Below are 22,065 nucleotides of genomic sequence, written 5' to 3' on the forward strand. Positions count from 1 at the left end.
GAAGCTGAACCCGAAGCTATATTAGTAGAACAGGAAAAGACTGGCCAAAAGATTGAATACATCCGCAAACGTCCAAATCATCATGGACGTGCTAAACTACCTGAACACCTTCCTGTGGAAGAAATCGAGATCCACCCTGAAGGTGACTTAAGCAGCATGGTATGCATCGGTAAGGAAATCACCGAAGAATTGGAATGTGAACCAGCACGCTTTTTCATCAAACGTTATATCCGTTATAAATATACAACCAAAGCTGGTGAGGGCGTGAAAATCGCTGAACTCCCTGACCGGGTAATTGATAATGCCAAGGTGCCCGTTTATCAAGTCCAGTGCTTTCATGGCCACTAGCAAATTTATTATTCTTCAACTGGCTCTAAAATGATAAAAAACGCCGCCCAAGATTTGAAGGCATTATGCCCAAGATTATAATTTGAAAGCTAAGCCAATGTAAAAGCTTCTTCCGTCTGAAGGCAATATTCCTGGACCTGGGTAACCGGTAGCCCTCCGGGTATAGTAAATTTGATTGGCTAAATTGTTTACACTAGCTTCAATCGTAAATCTCTTTAATTGATAAGAAGTGCTAAAATCCATGATTTGATAGGCAGGCACATCTCCTATAACGGCAGCAACACCGCCATCTCTGGCATTGGTAGCATCAGTAAACTGTTGCGATAAATAGCTAAACTGGTAAGATGCCTTGAAGTTATTGTATCCCATTTTTAAACCAGTTTTTAAGTTGGTTTGTGGTACAAATTCTACTTCTTTTCCTTGCACACCGGCAATCAAACTTTTTCTATAATCAGATTTTATAAAAGCGACGTTAGCGAATGCGCCTAACCGCCAACTATCAGATGGTTTTTGCAACGCTTGAAGGGCGTCTAACTCAACATAAGCCTCTATACCTCTAATAATTGCTTGCCCAACATTGGTTCTATTTCTTTTGATCCGGTTGTTTGCATCTGCAAATTGAACTTCGCCAATACGATTGTTGTAATTAAGGTAAAACAAGCTCACATCATAATTTACAAATCGCGTTTGCTCGCTACGGATACCTAAATCTAAAGAATAACCCTTTTCATCCTGCAAATTAGGGTCAACCACTGCTGATAGATTTGTTATCCTAATATCACTGAACGTAATTGAGCGATAATTTTGAGCGATATTTCCGTAAATATTCAGTACATTATTGGGCTTGTAGCTTAAACCCAAACCGGCAATTACAAATTTCCGTGGGCTGGTTCTGGTTTCGTCAATTCGTTTATTTAATATTACGTTTCCTGCATTATCTCTTACAATGTTGCGATAGTAACCCTCGGCTTTGGTTTTAATGTACTCAAACCTAAGGCCCGGGGTAACACTAAATTTTGACGAAATATTAAAAATATTCTCCAAAAAAGCGGAAGCGTTTCTGTTGGGGAAATCGTAATCGTTTTGAGTGAATTGCGCTGGATTTGAAAAGCTAAAATCGGCATCTTTACCCGTGGATCCTTCACCTTGCACAGCATGGTTAAAACCGTGATAATACCTTATACCCACCAATAATACCGACGGGCGATTAATCAGTTTATATTTTTTTAAATACCTGGCTTCTGTTCCCCAGTTCTCAAAATTACCTTTTATTAAATCTCTTGGGCCATTGTCATCAATAGTTGCCACCCTATTTGGCCTAAAGCCTACAGAATATCTTGAGGCTGACAAACCAAAAAAACGGAGGTTGAATTTGGTGTTAGCATCAAATTTATGGTCGAAATGTAAAGCGTACAAGTTCCAATTCACTTTAAACCAGTTACGCTTTCTGTTACTTTGCCTAGCATCGGCAGCAAACATCTCATCGGTTAAGCCCCCAGGTTGCTGTGCCAAATAATCCATGTGGGTAAAATCTAAGCCTAAAGAAGTTTTAGGTGTAAATTGATATTTGAGATTTCCGTAAGCGGTATTGGCATCAAAATTTGAGTTTGGGCGCCAACCGTTCCCTTGTTTATGTTGGTAAAAGGTGTAATAGCTTAGTTTATTTTTGGTGCCGGTTACGCTAATGAAAGAGTTTGAGAAATCAAAAGAGCCTACGGTTTGGCGAGCTGTAATTTCTAAAGCAGTGTAAGTAACTGGCTTCTTCATTACAAAATTTATTAAACCGCCAAACTGCGTACCGTATTGCAATGATGCTGCCCCGCGTACGATTTGTATTTGTTCAAGGGCTTCAACAGGTGGGGTGTAATAGCTTTCAGGATAACCTAAAGCATCGGCACTAATGTCATAACCATTTTGGCGTACGTTAAAATTTGCCGAGCGGTTAGGGTCCAAGCCTCTGCCTCCAACACTTAACTGTAAGCCAGCACCTTCATTTTCCCAAATGTTTAAACCTGGCACTTTAGCATAAACCTGACGAGCGTTATTGGTGGCAACATTTGCTGTTAAATCTGCTACATTGATCAGCTCAGATTTCTTCCCCTCGTATATTGCTAAACCCTCTACACTTCTCAAATGGGTAAAACCCGCTCCCGCTTTTTCCCCTTGAACAATAACTTCTTTTAGTTGTTGGGGTTGATTGTTAAGCGCAATTTCAACAAAAACATCGCTATCTATTATGTTGATAGTATTTACCGCTTTTCTAAAATTATCGCTAATAGAAATAATTGTATAAGCGCCTTTTGGAAGATTTCTAAATTCAAAAAAACCATTTTCGTCTGTTAGGGCAGAAGATTTACCATCGCTTAGGTAGACGTTACAATTTGCAATGTTTTTTTGATTTAAAGCATCCACTGTTTTCCCCTTAATGCTGTATTGGGCAAAACAAAATGTACAGGATAGCAATACTATCAGGGTGTTAAAGGCCTTTAATTTCATCGTTAAGGGGTAAAATCCAAGATTTTGGTGCAAAGGTATCTTTTTGCTTTGCTAAATCTATTTTGGGGTCAACAAATATTTGCCCTAATCTGCCATTTAATGCCACGTAAACATCAGCATAAACATGCGCATGTTTATAGCCTCGCTTGGCATAGGTATCTCTGATTAAATGAGCATATTGCAAAATAAAATCGGGTTGGGTGCTCATCATCTTTTCTTGTAGCACTGTTAAAAACTCTTCATTATTTACCACTTCAGCATTTCCTGTATCGTCTTTGACCGTAAACTGTGCATAACCGGCTTTTTCCATCAACATTACCCGCCATGAAAAACGGTAACCTTCTTCTGTCCAAAACAACTCGCGCTTGTATAACATATACCTGAAAGGGATAAGAAACTGTAACGTTAAAAAAATGCCAAACAATAAGGTTAAACTTTTTTGTTGTAATGACGAATAACTAAAAACGTTGTCCGTGTTTAAACGGTTTTCAGGAATCTCTAGCACCTTATTCAAACCATTGATGATTTTCAAATGAAAGTTTGCCGAAAAGAAAAGTAACGCGGTTACAATCATGATGTACGGGAACATCCCGATAGGGAATAAAACGGCCGTTAGACCATGAAATATCACCACTGATGCATAAGCAAACCATCTTGTTTTCTTGTTCCACAATAAAAATCCGATGGTTAAGTCGTACAGGCAACTAATCCAACAAAAAATATAGGCAGTAATCTGGTAGTTAAACAAACCACCGATAATAGGCGTTTGATTGCGAGCGGGCAACCATATTTTTAACGGTAAAGCGTGAAGCAACCAGTCACCATTTAGTTTTGCTAAACCAGCGTAAAAATACAGGATAAACACCATCAACTTTAAAATATCAATGGTCCATTTTGGGATATAAGTAGCCTGAATTTGCTTTTTACGACAAGCATCGATCGAAAAATACTTTTCTGCCGGCACCAACATCATTACAAAAAGCATTAAGCTGGTAAAATAATAATGGTTTAAATAAGTGCTTTTATCCATCAGCTCTATATAGGTAAAGCTGGTAAACAATAATATACTGGCGTGCCTATAAAATAATCCTATGGCAAAGAAAATTGCTGAAACCGCACAAATGACGAAAAGGAAGTAGGTGTAATTCCCTAATGGTTTAATGTACTCGAAACCATAAAAAGAAAAGAAGAATTTGGGTTTGATGTATAGGTCATAGATCCAGCCGTTCGACCAAAATCGTAAAACTCCTAAAAATAACATACAGCCCGTTACTATTCTGAAAATAGCAATTGGCGCTGCATGTTGTGTTTTATTTAAATAAGCTTTTATCAAAACTGAAACTTAATCTCCGTCATTATCTGTATAGGTAATGGTTATGCTCATCGCCGATGTCATATCTACCTTTAACAAACGTACTAATTTCTGCATTTCGGTGTGCTCAATAATCATTAGCTGATTGTTATTGATCACTTGACTATTTAAGTTATTACTTAAAGCATTCAACTTTGTAGTGCAAATATCAAATTGTGTAGCAATTATATCGGATAAAAGCTTACCACTGACAGCATCTTTCGCTCCCAAAGAGGTTAAATAATTTTTAATGGAATAGCCAGTTGTGCTTGATGAATAAGCTTTACCATTATAAAAATCAAGAGATGCCTGTTGCGCTGTTTTTGCTAAGGTTAACGATAAATCTTTTTTATAAAAAGCCTCCACTTTTTCTGGGAAAGTAGTGCCCGGTGTCATAACTCCTGCAGGAATACCAATTTTTCCAGATCTAATATATCGCTCATAATTCAACACAAAACCATTAATTACAGTTGATGTTGACGAACCGGCATCAATAGCTATTTTTGATTTAAAAGTGTTTACAAAACCGCCTTCCCAAGCAGTATAAACACTGGTAAATGTGGTGTTCATTTGTGCGACGACTTGCTTTAAATAGTTAATTCTTTTGGTAGCATCAGTCGATGTGCTGTAGTAAGCTACAATATCAGCATCTGTATTTGCAACACCATTAATCAAATAATCTAAAGAAGGAAAACCTTGTGCAGCGTAGTTTGCCGGCAGTTCTAGATTAGCTGTACCTGATGCGATATTAGCCTGAATGACGGTTTCACTTGTAGGATAAATATTGAAATGAGACCTGATTGCGAAAGTTTGCCCTGGCCCAAAGTCATATAACTCTACTTTTTGCCAAGTGATATAAGCATCCTGCCAAGCGGTCCTGAGTGCTAATAAATTAGCTTTAATAGGTTGCTTTGTAAAATCCTCAGATTTGGTAAGCATCAAGTCGAACTTAACCTTAAAGTCCATATAAGCAGGCACAATAATATTATCGGCAAGGTTAGCCAATAACGCTTTTCTATCTATGGTGCTGCTGTCTTCTTCTTTGGTGGTACTTTTGTCTTTACCGCATCCAAAAAATAAAACCAGAGAGAACAATCCAAAACAAAGCCCCTTAATCCAATTCAATTGTGCCTTTTGCATTCTATTATTTTTTAATTGATATTGAATTTAGCTTTTATACTTGCAGATGCAGTGTTGATTTTGGCTTGAGTTAAATCCCAAAAACCATTATTTGAACCCAGCAAAGCAGTTAAAACATCGTCAGAGAATTTAGCGTCCACATTATTGACAGTGCAAAATCTTAAAGAATAGATAAAGCCAGCGCCTTCGCCAATTGCATGTGCTCTGGCTGCATCGGTTGTTCCGGATGTCCATTTACCTAAATAACCTAAAGCGGCATTGGCAATAGCTACTTCAAATTGTGTTCTTATAAACAAAGCTTGTTTGTTTAGTTCGTTACGATCGTTATTTACAATTGCAGCTCTTCCTTTCAAGAATGCTAAGTAGATATTGGCATAATTACTTTGGTTATACTCCCAAATGTAAGAGGCTAAGAAAGATTCTGTACGCGAATTTGTAGAATTAGTGTACCCTGCATAAATTATTGGATTTAACGTTAAAGTTGCATAAGCTTCATCCCAGTTGTGCTCTAAAGAGGTATAATTTTTACCACTAACTACTGTACTGTTATCAGCATTTAAACGGTCTTTTAACAATACATTACCTATATAATCTATTTGAAAAGCGCCAATTAAACCTTTTTGAATTACCTGAGCGACTTCTATACCTTTAGCGTCTACCATATAAGTTCCTAATTTACCCGCTATGCCACTTGAAGCTGTCACCCCAAAGAATGGACTAATTGCACCATTACTTGTTAAATCAGCTTCAATTTTCTGACGGACTGTAGTTGCATTTGTAGCGGATAAAGATGAAGCCGTAAAGTTTTTAAGTCCGAAGCTAGCGGAATTTAGAGTAGCAAATTCTGTAGAATAGTCAATGGTAAAGGGATTTCCTGTATTTGAGTACAAATTTTTTGAAGCATCAGCAGTAATTAACTGTGTTTTATTAAGGTTGATGTAAGTGTTTAGTCCTTTGAACATATTTAATTTTGCATTACCAGCCGAAAAATCAACTGTGCTGGTACTCTTTGCATCAACAAATGTTGAAGCGTAAGGCGTTGCATCTGTATAAACGCTTGCATCCACTTTTGTTCTTAACTGAATGGTATTATCGTCTTCTTTTTTGCAGGAAGCAAATCCTATTAGTAATGTTATTGCACATAGGGTAAATAAATTTTTCATTGTTATTTAGATTAAATATAAACAATCCAAATATAGGATAAATTTTGATACAGACAAAGATTGTTTATAATTAATTTAAATAAGCTTAAGGTTATTACTTAAAGGTGTGACAAAAATTGGTCCACCATGAATTTGTCACTCGAAGAAAGTGAAATCGAAAAGATAGCTTCTTGGTTTCATTATGTCGGCTATTGTTTTACCTATGATTGACATGAAGAAGCAAGTATGGAGACCGCGGAAAAAGTGTTAAATGATTTGATTATGCCTCAGGTAAAACACGGCAGGTGCTTTCTTGTATTGCTGTACAAGGAAATCTCAAATCCTGTTACATTAATCCAAATGTTTATTTGTGATGCTGACCATTATCATCTTTCATTAGAAGAATATCCTCGGTTCGCTCAGCAACTTAGGTTAGAGTTTCAATATATCTTAAAGGAGATATTTAGTCGAGCCTTAAAACTTATTATATTAACCCGTAGTGCACTATAAATAAGGTTGCTCATTTCACTAAAAATTAGTATATTATATTGATTACCAAGTCATTATAATTATGAGCAACCTTATACGAAAATACGAATTAATCTTGAAGACCTTTAGGAAAATTTCATTATCGGATAATTTTTATTACAAACCAGTCAAGCCTAAGCTGTCTGATTTAGAGTTAATTACGTTGAGTATTACCGCAGAATCATCCGGTATAGATTCTGAATATCAGCTGTTTAGAGAACTGCGCTTTTCTAAACTTGAGGGTCGTATAGAGCGCAGCGTTTATAATAGGAGAAAACGGAAACTGTTCCCCTTTATCGAAGAACTAAGAAAAAAAATGGCAGTTAAAATGAATGACCAGAAGAAGTATTTCATTGTCGATTCGATGCCCTTGGAGATATGTAAGAACGCAAGAATGACCAGAAGTAAAATCTGTAAAGACCAAGATGGGGCATTTCCAAACCAAGGGTTCTGTGCTTCGCAGAATGCGAGATATTATGGATACAAACTCCATGCGGTCTGCTCTTCAGATGGTGTGTTCGAGAATTTTGATCTGAGTCCTGCTTCTGTACACGATATTCATTACCTAAAGGACATTAAGACTCAAATGTCTGACTGTGTGCTGCTTGGTGATAAAGGATACCTTTCTTCAGAAATACAGATCAACTTGTTTGAAACTGTTAAAATCAAACTGGAAACACCTATAAGGAACAATCAGATGAATTTTAAAACCTACCCATTTATCTTCAAGAAGTCCAGAAAAAGAATAGAAACTCTTTTCTTACAATTGTGCGACCAGTTTATGATACGAAGAAACTATGCTAAGACTTTTATTGGTTTCAAAAACACAATACTTACCAAGATTACTGCATTGACAACCATTCAATATCTCAATAAATTTGTCTTTGGTAGAAACATAAACAATATTAAAGTTAACTTGATTTAATAATGCACTACGGGTTAGAAAAGTCATTCTTTATGCCTGGCTACATTACCAACCAGCATTCATTATCATCGTAAAATATTTAACAAACTGTAACATTTCCTAATTAGTTAATAAGTATTTGCTTAAATACTAAACTATCTTTACCTTTGAATCCATACTTGATGAATTATGAAGGAAAATACTTGCATTCGCGTTTCCGCAGATCAAAATCAGATCAAGACGGGAAAAGAGAAACTTGAGGCTGCAGAAAAATCCTTCCAGCGTTTAGCACGGGTGTTAAGCTTAGCGGGCAGTGAGGTTAGATTAAAAGTTCTTTACCTGATAGAAGAAGAAACGGAGTTATGTGTTTGCGACCTAAGTGATATGTTGCAGATGAGTATTCCTGCAATATCACAACATCTTCGAAAATTAAAGGATGCTGGAATTCTTAAATCCCGGAAAACCGGACAAACGGTATTCTACTCATTAAAAGAAGAACATCTCGAAATCATAAAGCCTCTATTTCAACACATCACACAAAACTCTGTTAAAAATCAAACAACATGAGCACTGAAAACTCATCTGATAAAAAATTATTAGGAATTGGTATTCTTACAGCCTTTGCAGCCTCTCTCTGTTGTATCACTCCAATATTAGCGCTTATTTCAGGAGCATCAGGAATAGCTTCTGTCTTTTCGTGGATGGAACCTTTCCGTTCTTATTTGATAGCTGTTACTCTGACTGTATTAGGCTTTGCATGGTATCAAAAGTTCAAACCGGTGGCAGCTTCTAAAATTGACTGTGCCTGTGATGAAAATGGCGCAATCACCAGAAAAAGTGAGTTTTTAAAATCCCGAAGGTTTTTAGCGGTTATAACTGCTTTTGCTGTACCGACGCTGGCTTTTCCTTATTATAGCCAGTTCCTGTATCCGAAGAAAATCAATCAGATGCCTGCTATTAGCTCTGGCAAGATTCAAAAAATAAAATTTACGGTAAGCGGAATGACCTGCTCCGGTTGTGAAGAGCATGTCAAACATGCCGTATATCAATTGCCCGGGATTATAGAAGTTAAAGCCGATTATGAATCAGGTACCACGAGCATTCAATATGATCATAATCAATCTGATAAGACAGCCATTATAAAAGCTATTGATGCTACAGGATACACAGTAACAGAAGGAACTGCAACACAAAACTCTAAGCCCCATTGATAAGCAGGCGATGTTTGTGGCCCGGATGTATGTAATTAATTTTTTGATAACTAATAGTTAGAAAATCATGAAAAGTCTTAATGAATTAGAAGCTCCTGTCAGTCACTTCGATCTGATTATCATAGGGGGTGGCTCAGCGGCTTTTTCAGCGGCTATAACAGCAGAAAGCCTTGGGATAAGCTGTTTAATGGTTAATGCCGGATTAGATTTCGGCGGCACCTGTGTAAATGTGGGTTGTGTTCCTTCTAAAATACTTATCAGGGCAGCCGAAACGGCCTATCATGCTAAGCATTCGCGGTTTGAAGGAATAAAACCAAAAGGCGTTGAAATTGACTTCGGTCAGGTTATCCGGAATAAGAAAAAACTGGTAGCAGATCTTCAGCAAAAAAAATATATGGATGTGGTAAGTGATTTTGAAAACCTTACTATGCTGCAGGGCTGGGCGGAATTTACAGATAAAAATACAATCCTGGTGAATGGGAAAAACAAATATAAAGCGCTGAAATTCCTGATCGCTACCGGTGCCACTACGCATATTCCCGGAATCGAAGGATTAAATGAAATTGATTACCTGACGAATGCAACCCTATTTGATCTGGAAGAGAAGCCAGAAAGCATTACCATCATGGGTGCAGGTTATATCGGGCTTGAAATAGCCACTGCTTACAATCGGCTGGGGGTAAAAGTTCGGATTATTGAGTTTACCGACCGGGTGCTCCGAACACAAACAGCCGATGTCAGCGAAGAGTTGGAAAAAAATATGCGGGAGGAAGGGATTCAAATACTTCCGAATTATAGAGCTGTGAAATTGGAGACATCTGATAGCGGCATTATAATCCACTGCAAACGCCCTGACGGCTCATTAACAAAACTTATTGAACCTGGAAAAGTAGTAATTGCAACAGGAATAAAACCCCATACGCATACATTAGGTATAGATAAAATTAAACTGCAATTAACCGTCAACGGACATATTCAGGTTACTGGAAAGATGGAAACCAATCTGGCAAATATCTATGCGGCAGGCGATGTTACCAATACCCCTCCCTTTGTTTACACTGCTGCTTATGAAGGTAAAATCGCTGTAGAAAATGCCTTTTCAGCAGCTGATAACAAATCCGATTATTCGTCACTGCCTTGGGTGGTATTTACAGATCCCCAGGTAGCGGGAGCGGGACTAGATGAAGTTCAGGCAGCCGAACAAAATTTACCTTTTGAAGTCTCAAAACTATCGTTGAGCGATGTGCCCCGCTCAATAGTTGCTCACGATACAAGAGGTTTTATCAAACTGATCCGCAATATTGAAACAGATAAATTGATAGGCGCACGCATTGTAGCTCCTGAAGGTGGGGAACTGATTCAACAGTTAAGCATGGCTATCAAGTACGGAATTACGGTAAAACAATTAGCGGAAAGCTTTTATCCCTACCTTACCTTGGGAGAAGGCATTAAACTGGCTGCCATAACATTCGGCAAAGATGTTGGCAAATTGAGTTGCTGTGCCACTTAGGCAGGTTAGGGAGGAGCGCTACTGGGCAACCTTAGAAAATCTGCAACTAAAAGAGAGGCAGCCAGAGCAGCGGCAGTTCGAGATGCCGGAAAAAGCCAAAGTAGATTCGCTGGCCTATTAAGCTTTTCAAGCATCTTCTAAATATTGATTACAACCGACTTTGCTAAAGAATAATCTTAATTAAAGACTAAATTAAAATAAAGTAAAATGGAAAATCAGAAATTTAAAACCACCTTAGAAAAAGTAACCTTAGATAATGCCAATGAGGCTCAGAAGCCGCTTTTGGAAAACTCCCAGAAACAGATGAGTATGATTCCGAATATGTATAGCAACATGGTTAATTCACCGGGCTTAATGGAAACCTATGCGGTTGGCTATGACCGTTTCCGGAAAAACAGTGGTTTTTCGCCTGTAGAACAGGAAGTTGTTTTTGTGACGATTAGCATAGCCAATGGCTGTGAATATTGTGCCGCCGCGCATAGTTTTCTGGCCGATCAGGTTTCGAAAGTACCTTTGGAAGTGACAGATGCCATCCGGGATGGAAAAGAAATACCAGATGTTAAACTAAAGGCTTTATCTCAATTCACCCGCGTAATGTTTGAAAAAAGGGGAAATCCCTCACCCCAGGACGCGGCCGCTTTCTTGGAAGCAGGGTATCAAGAAAAACAAATCCTGGAAATAATTCTCGCGCTGGCGGTAAAGACACTTAGTAATTATGCTAACCATATCTTTGGAACAGAAGTGGATGACATGTTCAAAGGGAGGACCTGGACCAAAAGATAACCAGTGTATTTTTTACTTCCGGTAAATTTCGGAATCGGGATAAAAGGCGAACCAGGCAAAGGCAATGTGGCTGCTGTTGGGTTCTATTCGTAACTGTTTTCCCTTCACGGGCCCGGCCGGGCTGCAGGAGGTAATATCCCAGATAAAGCCGGTTTGCCCGTCTTTAAATAAATCTCCTTTTTTCTGAAGAGTCAGCTTTTGCCCATCCAGCACCGAGTTAAATAGCGTGGCTGAACCCACACCACTGGTTCACAACCCCATACCGTTTCGCCTGCTCTTACAGGAAAAGTATCTAGGTTCATTAAGGCTTCAGGTTTATTCAATATATATTTCCCGATCAATAGTAGCGGTTTCAATGTCTCCTTATAACCCGCGATCCATCGTTCCAATAAAGATCTTTTGTTTTGCAATACCATTTCCTTCTCATTGATCTGCAATATAAAACCAGCTTGCTTCAACCCTAAAATGATATTCTTAATATTCCCAAGTGCAACCCCGGTAGCTCTGGCAAGTGTCCGATATGGCATATTGATTGCTTCATTATGCCATAACGGTCATTATAATTATGAGCAACCTTATACGAAAATACGAATTAATCTTGAAGACCTTTAGGGAAATTTCATTATCGGATAATTTTTATAACAAACCAGTCAAGCCTAAGCTGTTTGATTTAGAGTTAATTACGTTGAGTATTACCGCAGAATCATCCAGTATAGATTCTGAATATCAGCGGTTTAGAGAACTGCGCTTTTCTAAACTTGAGGGTCGTATAGAGCGCAGCGTTTATAATAGGAGAAAACGGAAACTGTTCCCCTTTATCGAAGAACTAAGAAAAAAAATGGCAGTTAAAATGAATGACCAGAAGAAGTATTTCATTGTCGATTCGATGCCCTTGGAGATATGTAAGAACGCAAGAATGACCAGAAGTAAAATCTGTAAAGACCAAGATGGGGCATTTCCAAACCAAGGGTTCTGTGCTTCGCAGAATGCGAGATATTATGGATACAAACTCCATGCGGTCTGCTCTTCAGATGGTGTGTTCGAGAATTTTGATCTGAGTCTTGCTTCTGTACACGATATTCATTACCTAAAGGACATTAAGACTCAAATGTCTGACTGTGTGCTGCTTGGTGATAAAGGATACCTTTCTTCAGAAATACAGATCAACTTGTTTGAAACTGTTAAAATCAAACTGGAAACACCTATAAGGAACAATCAGATGAATTTTAAAACCTACCCATTTATCTTCAAGAAGTCCAGAAAAAGAATAGAAACTCTTTTCTTACAATTGTGCGACCAGTTTATGATACGAAGAAACTATGCTAAGACTTTTATTGGTTTCAAAAACACAATACTTACCAAGATTACTGCATTGACAACCATTCAATATCTCAATAAATTTGTCTTTGGTAGAAACATAAACAATATTAAAAGTTAACTTGATTTAATAATGCACTACGGGTTAATAATGTATATTTATGCCTTCAGCTACCACTTCCTTGCTCAGCTTATTTTTGCCAGATTTTATAATTGAGAATTTTGAATTCACAGGGTCTATTGAAGATGGGGACACGTTCCACATCGAGCTGGAAGAGCACAATAATCCTGCTGCAGAGTGGCAAGGCATGAAGGTGCTTTCAAAAGGTTTTTTTCCAAAGATTGTGATTCAGGATCTCCCCATTCGAGGGCATAAGGTGTTCTTTCACATCAAACGGCATAGGTGGCTTGATTTAGAGACTAATAAGGTAATCTATCGAAACTGGACTTTAGTAGAAAAGGGAACGCGAATGACAGGGGAATTCGCGGCTTTTTTAAAAGAAATCAATCGATACAGCCCCCAATAGTATTGATACGAACAGTTCTTTTTATGGCATAAAGGTTAAAAACCTACTTCGTCAATACCGTGATTACTGAGTGACTTTAAAAGCTGGAACCAAAAATCACATGCAAAAAAGTGGCTTTTATATCCACAGAATCTGGGTGAGCATCCTTCTATTGATGAAACCAGCCTCTCCCATGGCGAGCTCTACACGATCATTACCAATAAAGAGGATAGAGGGAAAAAAGGCGATATTGTGGCCATTGTAGCAGGTACTAAAGCAGAAACAGTAATTTCTGTGCTGAACAGAATCCCGGAAAAACATCGCAGAAAGGTCACCGAAATTACCCTGAATATGGCAGGTAATATGGAGTTGATTTGCAAACGTTGCTTTCCACAGGCAACCAGGGTAACCGATCGTTTTCATGTGCAGCAACTCACTACCGCGGCACTACAGGAAATGCGGATCAAATATAGATGGGAAGCCTTGGATGCTGAAAATGAAGCCATTGAGCGATCCAAAAGAACCGGTAGGCCATTTCAGGCAGAAGTACTCCACAATGGAGACACAATAAAGCAATTAATCGCTCGCAGCAGGTGTGTGCTCTATAAGAAGCCTTCAGATTGGACTGATAGTCAAAAAGAACGTGCTGAGCTCTTATTTGGAAGGTTTCCCGACCTTCAAACTGCATATAAACTGAGTATGAGGCTCAGCCAGATCTTTGAAAACACGAAGGATAAGGTGTTTGCCCTCGCTAATCTGGCCAGGTGGCATGCAAAAGTAAGACAAACGGGCTTCAAAGCCTTTAATACAATTGCAATATCTATATAAAATCATTACACAACAATTCTGAACTACTTTGATAACATATCTACCAATGCTTCCGCTGAATCTTTTAATGCTAAAATAAAATCATCTTTGGGTCAACGACAACTCCGGCCATTCCTCCGCTGGACACTACAAATGTCCCTAAAACCCGGTTTGCACGGTTTGTCAAAATGATCTTAAACTCTTCCCTTAGTTCAATCATATCCGTATTCCAGTGCTATTTTAGGATGTCGTAAGCATTTGTAAAGGAACAAATTTTTGGTCTTTCACTGGCTATAAAATTCGGGTGGTAACTTACCTGGATTTCGGCAACCTGCAGTAATCATAATTGATTATTTTGAAACTGGCTTTGCTTTAAATTTTTCATAATGTCACGTTTTTAACAATCAAATTCCACCTGCAGTAATGAGGAAGTCAAGGGCGACTTTTTCAACCGTTTATATACCCTTTACTACCGGAATGACTTTAGGTAATTTAGCTGCCCGATAAAAACATACATGGAAAAATTATGCGGCCAGGTTCAGGCCAAGGATGCAAATCCGAAAGAAACAGTGCCAAGGTTAAAACTTGAAACTGATTATTTAGGGCGATATTTCCCCTCTTATGATGTTTTCCCTTAAAAGCCCCGGAAAAATCCGACAGCGATGGTCTATTTAGACACCTTGCGGCTCAATACATACTCCCAACCTCCCAAAGGCTGTATATGCAGCGAAGTCGTGATGGATTTTGTACTTTCTTTAATTTACCCCTCCATTGCGAAATATTGAATGACCATGAAGCACTCAAAAAAGAACAGGACGGTTATAAAGAGGTTGAAGTAATTCGCAAGCTGGATAACGGTATGATACAGCGAAATTACCCGCAAATAAAACAGGATATACAGGATATTATCCAATCAGAAATGAAGCGGATGCTGAATGATATTGGGCTAAGCCATTTGGTGGTGAGAAAATGAAGAAAAGTGCCATAAAAATTGACACTAATTAAAATATTAAGTAAGTTTACATCTGCAAAAAGGGATAGACATCATCCCTTTTATCAAACAAAGACTTAAATGATAGGGCAATACGGTTATTTAGAAGACTTTATTAACGGACTGCGTTCAAATGGAAGGTATGCCTTTTCATTGCCCGAAGTACGGAACCAATTTGAACAATCGGATGAAGCAATTAAAAAGGCACTTCAAAGATTGAAGAAGAAGAAAGAAATTGCTTTGATAAGAAATGAATTCTATGTAATAATTACACCAGAATATAGAAGTAAAGGCACCCTTCCTCCATCGTTATTTATTGCAGAGCTAATGAAATTTTTGGGGAAAGATTATTATATAGGTCTGTTGAATGCCGCAGCTTATTATGGAGCTGCACACCAGCAACCTCAATCTTTTTCAGCAATCACAATGAGACCAAGTTTAAGGAATATTAGTAAGGACAACCTAAAAATAAACTTCTACATAAAAAAGGGATGGGATAAAGAAGATATAGTTCAAAAAAAGGTTGATACAGGATATGTAAACGTTTCATCACCGGAATTAACCGCGTTAGATCTTGTATATTATTTTGATCAGGCAGGTGGTCTTAATAGGGTTGCCACAGTGCTAGAAGAACTCAGCGAAAGTATAGATGCTAATAAAATGCTCGATCTAGCAAAACGGTATTCTCCTATAACTGCAGTTCAGCGTTTAGGCTTTTTGCTTGAAGAGATTTTGAGTATACGGGATTTAAGCGATCCAATAAAAGACTACTTAAAAACAGTGAATTATTTTCCGGTATTATTGAGACCGCAAAAGGAAAAGCCCGAGATGATAACCGGTAATGATTGGAAAGTTGTGCAAAATATTGAAATAGAAACAGATTTATGATCCCACAGGCATATATAACAGCATGGCGTAAAAAAGCTCCCTGGCAGGAGGATTTCCAGGTAGAACAAGATCTGGTTACAGAGCGGGCTTTAATGGAGATATATAATGATCAATATTTAAAAGAGAGATTAGCATTTAGAGGAGGTACCGCATTACACAAATTATATCTGTCACCCGCTGCAAGGTATTCTGAAGACATAGATTTAGTGCAAATTACAGGAGAGCCATTCGGGCCAATTATGGATAGGCTTCGTGATGTATTATCTTTTTTGGGCGACCAACCAATACGTAAACAGAAAAAACATAATAACACATTGGTATACCGCTTTGATTCAGAAGGCGGAATTCCATTAAGATTAAAAATTGAAGTTAATTGCCGTGAGCATCATACTATTTATGGCATTAAGGAAGTAAAATATGTAATGCAATCTGAATGGTTTACTTCTGAGGCTCTAATACCAACTTATGAGTGGAATTGCAACTTAAAAGTGGAGACCTTTTATGCGACTAATAAGTTGGTTGTTTTATAAAATATTTCCATTTCATTTGGGGTCCTGTCGCCTAATGCAGTATGTATTCTTTTCGCATGGTAAAATCCTTCGATATATCTAAAGATTTCTATTTTGGCATCTTCTCTATTAGCAAATTTTCTATGATAAATCAATTCACATTTTAGCGTCTTGGGGTAAATTAAAAGAAGGTACAAAAAGCGCCACGACTTCAGGAAGCGCCCCAAAAAAGCCAGCTTAAAAAATTATATATTTGATGTCAACCAATGACCAAAATCTTTAATATTATCGAACAACATATCCGGATGTAATTTTTTTAATTTTTCAGGTTCTGCTGTTTCTGCCCAAGCTGCTGCAACTACTGGAACGCCCACTTTGTTGCTTGCCGTGATATCACTCGGCGCGTCCCCCACGTATATAACCTCATTTTTTTGTATATCCTTGAACAGATCTAAAATGTTTTGAATACCTTCCGCTTTGCGTGGCCCACTGGATATTCCAGTCTCGATTGCTTCAAAATATTCAGCAAGGCCAAATTGTTTCAATGAGATTTCCGTGCTATGCTTTCCCTTACCGGTTACCATCGCAATTCTTACCGATCTATTTTTTAAAGTGATCAGCAGATCTTCGATACCTTCAAAAGGAACGGGGCACATAGCATGCAGCTCGCTGTAGAACTCCAGATATTTAGAAATACCTTTTTCATAATAACCAGGTGCCAGTGCCATGATGGTTCCCTCTTCCGAGGGCCCGAATGTTTCGATAATTTCTTCGTCTGACAAGGTGCGCTTAATAAGAGGCTCTATAGACTTTCTAAAGGCAGATATGCATAATGGTAGTGTATTGCCTAGTGTACCATCAAGGTCAAAAACTACAGCTTTAATTTTATTCATTTCAATCATAACGAATGTAGTCAGACTTTGGAGTTGTTTTTTCTGATTACCTTACATGGGTTACCGAATGCCACAGAGTTTTCAGGTATGGAACGGGTAACCAAGCTTCCTGCCCCGATCACAGAGTTCTTTCCAATGGTTACTCCGGGTAAAATGGTCACGCCACCACCGATCCACACATTATCCTCTATTTTGACAGGAAGCGCATATGTCCGGAAATAGGGAATTTCATCTGTTTCCTTCCAGTCTTTAACCAGCCTTTCATAAGTCTCTACCGGATGGGTAGCTGTATAAATCTGTACATTTGAGGCAATCATTACGTTGTTGCCAATTTCGATTCTGTTGCAGTCAACGAACGTGCAATTCATATTTATAATCACATTGTTGCCGATCGATATATGCCTGCCATAATCACAATAGAACGGGGTGTCAATGTTAACATTTTGGCCCCGACTTCCAAAAAGATCTATCAACAGCTCATTTTTTCTTATAAGATCTGTGCCTGATGTATTGTTATAATCTTTGGTAAGACCTCTTGCCCGGTGAATTATATTTTGTATTTCAGTATCCGATGTATTAAAAATTTCACCGTCTAGGCACTTTTGAATTTCAGATTTCATAGTTTTTTTAATTGGCCTTCATTTTAAAGAAGGAAAAAATAGTTACACCATCATTTTAATTTTTACTATGGATTAAAACGCCCCTGTGCCTTAGATATTTGTAAAGGGTCATTTTAGAGATCAGCAGTTCTTTTGCAATTTCATTCACTCCCAATTTCCGTTCATTATATAGCGTTTGCGCAAGCATAGCCGTGCGTTCGGCCTCTTTAGACAGGCCTCTGCTTCTGCCGCCTTTCCTTCCCCGAGCCCTGGCTGCTTCCAAACCCGACTTTGTTCTTTCCCTGATCAAGTCCCTTTCAAATTCGGAAAGGCATGCAAAAATATTAAAAATAAGCCTTCCCTGGGCAGTGGTTGTGTCAATGGGATCATTCAATGAAATTAAACCAACGCTTTTTTTCTCAAAATCAGAAGTCATTTCTAACAGATGTTTTAAGGATCGGCCGAGCCGGTCCAGCTTATATATATAAATGACATCGCCCTTTCGCAAGATTTGTTGCATGGCCAGAAGTTCGGGGCGTTCTGATTTTACGCCCGATGCTTTTTCCTGAAATATCTGTTCGCACCCGGCTTTGTTCAAGGCGTCCAGCTGCATTTCCAAATTCTGGTCCTGGGTAGAGACCCTGGCGTATCCGATTTTCAATTCTGTATAGTTTTATCTGTTGATGGGTTCAAATTTAATATACTTTGATTGCTATACAAGTTTTATTTACTATTTTGGTTCATATAGACTTACTTCTAATATTTAGTCGGGTCTTTTTATGGCTATTGGATCTGTACAAGTTGAGCAACGTTTGTATGTACAGTAAAATCTTGAAAAAAAAGCAAAACCTATAATCTTCATTTGTTGCCCTAACCTCTATGTATGCCTAGAAAAGATTACCTGTCTGCCGAAGCAAGACACCTGTTTGATCATCCCCCAACTCTTTCGGGGGAACAACGCCAGATATTTTTACAGGCACCTGTCTGGGCAATGGAATATGTCAAGGGTTTGTTGACCCCTTCTAATAAGGTAGGCTTTATTTTGCAGGTTGGTTATTTTAGGATAGTCAGTCGCTTCTTCGTTTCCAGCCGGTTTCATCAGTCGGATGTTGATTTTGTAGCCGCTAGAATTTCGGTGGATGTCAATGCGGTAAATATGGATGATTACCAGGGCAACACTTTCCGGCGCCATCAGGACGATATACTGAGCTACTTTGGATTTTCGCCTTTTACCAAATATTCAGGTGAAGCCTTACTGCAGGAAGCCGAACGGTTGGCACATGTACAGACCAGGCCGCACCTGATCTTTGGCGGAATGGTCGGTTTCCTTCAGGAACACCATATAGAAATACCTACCTATCAGGCGATACGTACCATTCTTGAAAAAGCGCTTGACAATTTTGAACGTGATCTGGAATCTATACTTTCCCGGAATCTGACAGAAGAAGATATCCTTTTATTGGATAAGCTCTTGCGGGAACACTCTTCATACCAGGAAGATTCCAAAGCCCATTTAAAAATCAAGCGCTATGAAATCACTTTTTTCAAAAGGATCTCCCAATCGATGGAAGTCAAACAAATCCGTGAGCGGGTGCAGAACTTTGGGCACTTGAAGAGAATGTACATGCAATTGGTACGGGTGGCCAAACGCTTAAAGCTTTCAGATGCGGCCATCCAGTTTTATGCGGAATACGTCATCAATAACCAGATCCCCCAGGTCGCTAACCGAACTACCATCCGCTATTTATTATTGATCTCTTTCATTATCCACCAATACTATTTATTGGGAGACGCCCTTATCCTGACCTTGAACAGTGCCGTTACCAATTATATAAACGGTTGCGAAAACCTGGTCAAACAGGAGCTGTACCAAAATCGGATGCAGACCGCCCAATTGGTGAGCGGTGTCGCACATCGGAGCGTGACCCATATTGATGTACTGACAACTATTGAAAAAATTATCGCGGATACAGCGATAGGGCCGGCAGAAAAGATCAGTACCATTGACCAATTGCTAAAAAAGAAACGTTTATCCAAAAAATTGCTTCAAGAGGACGAACAACGCCTGAAATCCTTAAGGGAAGTCAATCAAAAAGTACACGATCGGGAAGATTATTACTTCTCCCTTGAGAAAAACTCTTCAAAACTCAGCCTGAAGGTCGGTGACATTTTAAAAGTATTGGTTGCGGGAAATTCCTCTTCGGGAAAAGATACCCTTTCTGCATTGCTTTATTACCAGAACAAAAATGGGTCCGTTATTTCAAGCGGGGCTGTACCTACCGGCTTCCTTGGGATGGAGGAACAGCAGCGTGTGCTCACCCCCGAAGGCAAGCTGCGTACAGGTCTGTATAAAGTATTCCTTTTTAAGGAGATACGTGATGCCATTAAATCAGGTGCCCTGGCAATAGAATCTTCTTATGACTACCGTTCATTCGAAGAGTATGTCATCCCTGCCAGTGTGTGGCAAAAAGAAAAAAATTACTTGATCGGACAGGCGGGCATAACAGCCCATTCAAATCCAAGGGCAACCCTGCTCGGGTTGAATGAAAAACTAAACGCACAGATCAAAAAAACGAACGGTCAGCTTAACGAAAACAAACAGGTATATTTTGATGCCGCAGGTGATTGGCACCTGTCCAAAGATAAACGGACCGAAGAGGAGCGTGATTTTGATTCGCTTTATCCCCAAGAGTATATTATCCCGTTGTTGGAAGTGCTTACCACCGTAGAAAATATCTGCGGCTTTACTTCTGTCTTTGATCATCACGGAATAGACTATGTGCCTAAGCGTCCGGAACAAAAACTATTTTTTGCAGCTATTCTAGGATTTGGGTGCAACATCGGTATCCGTAAATTTTCGTTTATGTCAAAAGGTATCCGAACCAGTTCACTGGAAACTACGGCACTTCATTATTTTTCACCGGAAGCTTTGATCCAGGCAAATGATAAACTCCTTTCTTTCAGTAACGCTTTACCTCTTACCTCACATTTCCGAAAGGAGGAAGATTTCGTCCATACCTCTAGTGACGGACAAAAGTTTGATGTATCGGTTGCTTCTCTGGTAGCATCGCCTTCGTTTAAATACTTTGGCAATGGCAGAGGCGTGACATTGTATTCTTTTTTGGATGAATCCGGCCAGCTGTTCTACTCGACCGTGTTCAGTGCGGCCGAACCGGAATCCCATTATGTCCTGGATGGATTGACACATAACGAGGTGATTGTGCCAAGCGCGCACTCAACGGACACCCATGGCTTTAGTGAACCGGTGTTCGCCGTAACCGGTCTTTTGGGTGTCGAGTTCCGTCCGAGGTTTGCGCGCTTCCATCACCAGCAGCTATATTCCATCGATGAAGTCCGCACTTACAAAGAACAGGGGCTTAAGATCGTTCCCGATCTTAAGATCAATCTGGAACATCTGGAAAACAATTGGGACGAAATATTAAGGTTGGTCTGCACCATCAAGTTGGGATACTCAAAAGCATCGACGTTATTTAGACGGCTAAATTCCTATTCAAAGCAGCACCCTTTATATAAGGCGTTAAAAGATCTGGGGAGGTTATATAAAACGACTTATATCTATCAATACATGGACGATGAGTTGATCCGTAAAACGGTATCCGGATCGCTTTCTAAAATTGAAAGCAGCAATAACTTTTCTAAGGCCATCACCATCGGCAATAACCAGGAACTTATCTGGGCTACCCGGAAAGAACAGTTGATTGCCGAGGGCTGCAAGAGGTTAATCGCAAATGCCGTTAATGCGTATAATCTGTTGTTGCTATCAGAAAAGTTATCGCTGACCACCTCTGAGGAAGAAAGGCAAATTTTATTAAAGAAGATTATCCGTACATCTACCCAAAGTTGGGCACATATAAACCTGGTAGGCGAATACGATTTTTCGGATGGCAAAGATTACAAGACTTTTGATCTGGACACCCTAATGGAGTTGATCCTAAAGCCTGAGAATTGAATATCCTTGGGAAATGGTCAGGGAAATTTTCTACAGCGAAGTCGTGGCGCTTTTTGTACTTTCTTTTAATTTACCCCCATATGGGTTCTCTTGCGGTTCAAAAACACGAAAACCTCCCCACTGGTGGTGCCAAGCCCTAGCTCTGCGGAAACAAGTCCACATAGTCCGTCAA

Annotated in this window: 23 protein-coding genes and 1 pseudogene; 14 read left to right on the forward strand and 10 right to left on the reverse strand. The window is 39.1% G+C overall.

What is annotated here, in order from left to right; genetic code table 11:
- Window positions 1-348: IS66 family transposase zinc-finger binding domain-containing protein (locus AAKU52_RS15070; protein WP_502931035.1), on the forward strand; the 348-nt coding region annotated here is incomplete at its 5' end.
- 75 nt (window positions 349-423) lie between these two features.
- Here AAKU52_RS15070 and AAKU52_RS15075 read toward each other — a convergent pair.
- Genes AAKU52_RS15075 through AAKU52_RS15090 form a run of 4 tightly spaced genes read right to left on the reverse strand, consistent with a single transcriptional unit; the run spans window position 424 to window position 6,498 of the window.
- Window positions 424-2,844 (reverse strand): TonB-dependent receptor domain-containing protein, encoded by a 2,421-nt coding sequence (locus AAKU52_RS15075; RefSeq protein ID WP_354334996.1) that lies wholly within the window; start codon window positions 2,842-2,844, stop codon window positions 424-426.
- Window positions 2,825-4,177: an HTTM domain-containing protein gene (locus tag AAKU52_RS15080; RefSeq protein ID WP_354334998.1), complete on the reverse strand. Its 1,353-nt coding sequence runs from the start codon at window positions 4,175-4,177 to the stop codon at window positions 2,825-2,827. Before AAKU52_RS15080 ends, AAKU52_RS15075 begins: the two co-directional genes overlap by 20 nt.
- Window positions 4,178-4,186: 9 nt before the next feature.
- Entirely contained in the window at window positions 4,187-5,335 is a 1,149-nt protein-coding gene (locus tag AAKU52_RS15085) for an imelysin family protein (protein ID WP_354335000.1), read from the reverse strand.
- An 11-nt stretch (window positions 5,336-5,346) separates the two neighbouring features.
- The gene (locus AAKU52_RS15090) at window positions 5,347-6,498 is read right to left on the reverse strand and encodes a DUF4856 domain-containing protein (protein WP_354335001.1); all 1,152 of its coding nucleotides are present in this window, start codon (window positions 6,496-6,498) and stop codon (window positions 5,347-5,349) included.
- A gap of 550 nt (window positions 6,499-7,048) precedes the next feature.
- On the opposite strand from AAKU52_RS15090, the gene AAKU52_RS15095 reads away from it, so the two are divergent.
- From AAKU52_RS15095 to AAKU52_RS15115, 5 genes are all read left to right on the forward strand, one after another.
- The gene (locus AAKU52_RS15095) at window positions 7,049-7,930 is read left to right on the forward strand and encodes an IS982 family transposase (protein ID WP_354335003.1); all 882 of its coding nucleotides are present in this window, start codon (window positions 7,049-7,051) and stop codon (window positions 7,928-7,930) included.
- A 168-nt stretch (window positions 7,931-8,098) separates the two neighbouring features.
- Window positions 8,099-8,476 carry an ArsR/SmtB family transcription factor gene (locus AAKU52_RS15100; protein ID WP_354335005.1) on the forward strand — a complete coding sequence of 126 codons (378 nt, stop codon included), beginning with the start codon at window positions 8,099-8,101 and terminating at the stop codon, window positions 8,474-8,476.
- Entirely contained in the window at window positions 8,473-9,120 is a 648-nt protein-coding gene (gene merTP, locus AAKU52_RS15105) for a mercuric transport protein MerTP (RefSeq protein WP_354335007.1), read from the forward strand. The genes AAKU52_RS15100 and merTP overlap by 4 nt, the downstream gene beginning before the upstream one ends.
- 67 nt (window positions 9,121-9,187) lie before the next feature.
- Entirely contained in the window at window positions 9,188-10,630 is a 1,443-nt protein-coding gene (gene merA / locus AAKU52_RS15110; protein WP_354335009.1) for a mercury(II) reductase, read from the forward strand.
- Window positions 10,631-10,837: 207 nt separating this feature from the next.
- Entirely contained in the window at window positions 10,838-11,413 is a 576-nt protein-coding gene (locus AAKU52_RS15115) for a carboxymuconolactone decarboxylase family protein (protein WP_354335011.1), read from the forward strand.
- A gap of 191 nt (window positions 11,414-11,604) precedes the next feature.
- Here AAKU52_RS15115 and AAKU52_RS15120 read toward each other — a convergent pair whose 3' ends face one another.
- Window positions 11,605-11,940, reverse strand: coding sequence for a hypothetical protein (locus AAKU52_RS15120; protein WP_354335013.1), 336 nt, complete (start codon window positions 11,938-11,940; stop codon window positions 11,605-11,607).
- 38 nt (window positions 11,941-11,978) lie between these two features.
- On the opposite strand from AAKU52_RS15120, the gene AAKU52_RS15125 reads away from it, so the two are divergent.
- From AAKU52_RS15125 to AAKU52_RS15135, 3 genes and pseudogenes are all read left to right on the forward strand, one after another.
- A complete protein-coding gene (locus AAKU52_RS15125; protein WP_354335015.1) occupies window positions 11,979-12,851 on the forward strand; it encodes an IS982 family transposase in 873 nt (290 codons plus the stop codon).
- 40 nt (window positions 12,852-12,891) lie between these two features.
- Window positions 12,892-13,257, forward strand: a complete 366-nt coding sequence (locus AAKU52_RS15130) for an ISAon1 family transposase N-terminal region protein (protein WP_354335017.1) — start codon at window positions 12,892-12,894, stop codon at window positions 13,255-13,257.
- 66 nt (window positions 13,258-13,323) lie between these two features.
- Window positions 13,324-14,136 (forward strand): annotated as a pseudogene (locus AAKU52_RS15135) (ISAon1 family transposase); the annotation flags it as partial.
- Here the strand turns inward: AAKU52_RS15135 and AAKU52_RS15140 are convergent.
- Complete coding sequence (locus AAKU52_RS15140) at window positions 14,135-14,263, reverse strand: JAB domain-containing protein (RefSeq protein ID WP_354335019.1); 129 nt, start codon at window positions 14,261-14,263, stop codon at window positions 14,135-14,137. The pseudogene AAKU52_RS15135 and the gene AAKU52_RS15140 sit on opposite strands and share 2 nt — an antisense overlap.
- A 295-nt stretch (window positions 14,264-14,558) precedes the next feature.
- On the opposite strand from AAKU52_RS15140, the gene AAKU52_RS15145 reads away from it, so the two are divergent.
- The 4 genes from AAKU52_RS15145 (at window position 14,559) to AAKU52_RS15160 (ending at window position 16,452) form a co-directional block, all read left to right on the forward strand.
- On the forward strand, window positions 14,559-14,681 hold the full coding sequence (locus tag AAKU52_RS15145) for a hypothetical protein (RefSeq protein WP_354335021.1): 123 nt from the start codon (window positions 14,559-14,561) through the stop codon (window positions 14,679-14,681).
- Window positions 14,682-14,764: 83 nt separating this feature from the next.
- Window positions 14,765-15,016: a hypothetical protein gene (locus AAKU52_RS15150; RefSeq protein WP_354335024.1), complete on the forward strand. Its 252-nt coding sequence runs from the start codon at window positions 14,765-14,767 to the stop codon at window positions 15,014-15,016.
- Between the two features lie 234 nt (window positions 15,017-15,250).
- Entirely contained in the window at window positions 15,251-15,922 is a 672-nt protein-coding gene (locus AAKU52_RS15155) for a type IV toxin-antitoxin system AbiEi family antitoxin domain-containing protein (protein WP_354335026.1), read from the forward strand.
- Window positions 15,919-16,452: a nucleotidyl transferase AbiEii/AbiGii toxin family protein gene (locus AAKU52_RS15160; RefSeq protein WP_354335028.1), complete on the forward strand. Its 534-nt coding sequence runs from the start codon at window positions 15,919-15,921 to the stop codon at window positions 16,450-16,452. Before AAKU52_RS15155 ends, AAKU52_RS15160 begins: the two co-directional genes overlap by 4 nt.
- Here the strand turns inward: AAKU52_RS15160 and AAKU52_RS15165 are convergent.
- The 4 genes from AAKU52_RS15165 to AAKU52_RS15180 are packed head-to-tail and all read right to left on the reverse strand — an operon-like array spanning window position 16,422 to window position 18,584.
- Window positions 16,422-16,658: an IS3 family transposase gene (locus tag AAKU52_RS15165; RefSeq protein WP_354335030.1), complete on the reverse strand. Its 237-nt coding sequence runs from the start codon at window positions 16,656-16,658 to the stop codon at window positions 16,422-16,424. The genes AAKU52_RS15160 and AAKU52_RS15165 overlap by 31 nt on opposite strands.
- An 18-nt stretch (window positions 16,659-16,676) precedes the next feature.
- The gene (locus AAKU52_RS15170; protein WP_354335032.1) at window positions 16,677-17,324 is read right to left on the reverse strand and encodes an HAD family hydrolase; all 648 of its coding nucleotides are present in this window, start codon (window positions 17,322-17,324) and stop codon (window positions 16,677-16,679) included.
- Between the two features lie 20 nt (window positions 17,325-17,344).
- Window positions 17,345-17,944 carry a sugar O-acetyltransferase gene (locus AAKU52_RS15175; RefSeq protein ID WP_354335034.1) on the reverse strand — a complete coding sequence of 200 codons (600 nt, stop codon included), beginning with the start codon at window positions 17,942-17,944 and terminating at the stop codon, window positions 17,345-17,347.
- Window positions 17,945-17,999: 55 nt separating this feature from the next.
- Window positions 18,000-18,584 (reverse strand): recombinase family protein, encoded by a 585-nt coding sequence (locus AAKU52_RS15180; RefSeq protein ID WP_354335036.1) that lies wholly within the window; start codon window positions 18,582-18,584, stop codon window positions 18,000-18,002.
- 222 nt (window positions 18,585-18,806) lie between these two features.
- Here AAKU52_RS15180 and AAKU52_RS15185 point away from each other — a divergent pair, with 222 nt between their 5' ends.
- Window positions 18,807-21,893: a Tn3 family transposase gene (locus tag AAKU52_RS15185; RefSeq protein WP_354335039.1), complete on the forward strand. Its 3,087-nt coding sequence runs from the start codon at window positions 18,807-18,809 to the stop codon at window positions 21,891-21,893.
- Window positions 21,894-22,065 lie beyond the last annotated feature (172 nt).

It is taken from the genome of Pedobacter sp. CG_S7 (assembly GCF_040544395.1).
Lineage (GTDB): Bacteria > Bacteroidota > Bacteroidia > Sphingobacteriales > Sphingobacteriaceae > Pedobacter.

Bases quoted from the DNA above. Each gene is read 5' to 3' on its own strand.
- AAKU52_RS15075 (WP_354334996.1), bottom strand. From the start codon at position 2,844: ATGAAATTAAAGGCCTTTAACACCCTGATAGTATTGCTATCCTGTACA.
- AAKU52_RS15085 (WP_354335000.1), bottom strand. From the start codon at position 5,335: ATGCAAAAGGCACAATTGAATTGGATTAAGGGGCTTTGTTTTGGATTG.
- AAKU52_RS15090 (WP_354335001.1), bottom strand. From the start codon at position 6,498: ATGAAAAATTTATTTACCCTATGTGCAATAACATTACTAATAGGATTT.
- AAKU52_RS15095 (WP_354335003.1), top strand. From the start codon at position 7,049: ATGAGCAACCTTATACGAAAATACGAATTAATCTTGAAGACCTTTAGG.
- AAKU52_RS15100 (WP_354335005.1), top strand. From the start codon at position 8,099: ATGAAGGAAAATACTTGCATTCGCGTTTCCGCAGATCAAAATCAGATC.
- merTP (WP_354335007.1), top strand. From the start codon at position 8,473: ATGAGCACTGAAAACTCATCTGATAAAAAATTATTAGGAATTGGTATT.
- merA (WP_354335009.1), top strand. From the start codon at position 9,188: ATGAAAAGTCTTAATGAATTAGAAGCTCCTGTCAGTCACTTCGATCTG.
- AAKU52_RS15115 (WP_354335011.1), top strand. From the start codon at position 10,838: ATGGAAAATCAGAAATTTAAAACCACCTTAGAAAAAGTAACCTTAGAT.
- AAKU52_RS15120 (WP_354335013.1), bottom strand. From the start codon at position 11,940: ATGCCATATCGGACACTTGCCAGAGCTACCGGGGTTGCACTTGGGAAT.
- AAKU52_RS15125 (WP_354335015.1), top strand. From the start codon at position 11,979: ATGAGCAACCTTATACGAAAATACGAATTAATCTTGAAGACCTTTAGG.
- AAKU52_RS15130 (WP_354335017.1), top strand. From the start codon at position 12,892: ATGCCTTCAGCTACCACTTCCTTGCTCAGCTTATTTTTGCCAGATTTT.
- AAKU52_RS15140 (WP_354335019.1), bottom strand. From the start codon at position 14,263: ATGATTGAACTAAGGGAAGAGTTTAAGATCATTTTGACAAACCGTGCA.
- AAKU52_RS15145 (WP_354335021.1), top strand. From the start codon at position 14,559: ATGGAAAAATTATGCGGCCAGGTTCAGGCCAAGGATGCAAATCCGAAA.
- AAKU52_RS15150 (WP_354335024.1), top strand. From the start codon at position 14,765: ATGCAGCGAAGTCGTGATGGATTTTGTACTTTCTTTAATTTACCCCTC.
- AAKU52_RS15160 (WP_354335028.1), top strand. From the start codon at position 15,919: ATGATCCCACAGGCATATATAACAGCATGGCGTAAAAAAGCTCCCTGG.
- AAKU52_RS15170 (WP_354335032.1), bottom strand. From the start codon at position 17,324: ATGAATAAAATTAAAGCTGTAGTTTTTGACCTTGATGGTACACTAGGC.
- AAKU52_RS15175 (WP_354335034.1), bottom strand. From the start codon at position 17,944: ATGAAATCTGAAATTCAAAAGTGCCTAGACGGTGAAATTTTTAATACA.
- AAKU52_RS15185 (WP_354335039.1), top strand. From the start codon at position 18,807: ATGCCTAGAAAAGATTACCTGTCTGCCGAAGCAAGACACCTGTTTGAT.